Source organism: Pseudomonas sp. 2995-3 (assembly GCF_002742565.1).
GTDB classification, from domain to species: Bacteria; Pseudomonadota; Gammaproteobacteria; order Pseudomonadales; family Pseudomonadaceae; genus Aquipseudomonas; species Aquipseudomonas edaphica.
The window spans coordinates 1-231 of the sequence record NZ_LJSB01000394.1; the positions used below are offsets into that span (position 1 = coordinate 1).

The 231-nt window shown below is 37.7% G+C and carries 1 protein-coding gene; it reads left to right on the plus strand.

Annotated features, from left to right (window positions below):
* On the plus strand, positions 1 to 231 hold a 231-nt coding region (locus tag AOA62_RS29840), incomplete at both ends, for a DNA gyrase subunit A (protein ID WP_143521953.1).

Genomic DNA, 231 nt, shown 5'->3' on the forward strand with positions numbered 1-231 from the left:
CTATACCATTATTTAGAGCATCAAAAAGTAGTAATGCGCCGCAGAACAGCTTTTGAATTGAAAAAGGCGGAAGCAAGAGCCCACATTCTTGAAGGTTTACGTATAGCTCTTGACCACATAGATGAGATTATTGCTTTAATACGTGGTTCACAAACCACTGAGATTGCAAGAAATGGATTAATGGAACAATTTAACTTAAGCTATGATCAAGCACAAGCTATCCTTGACATG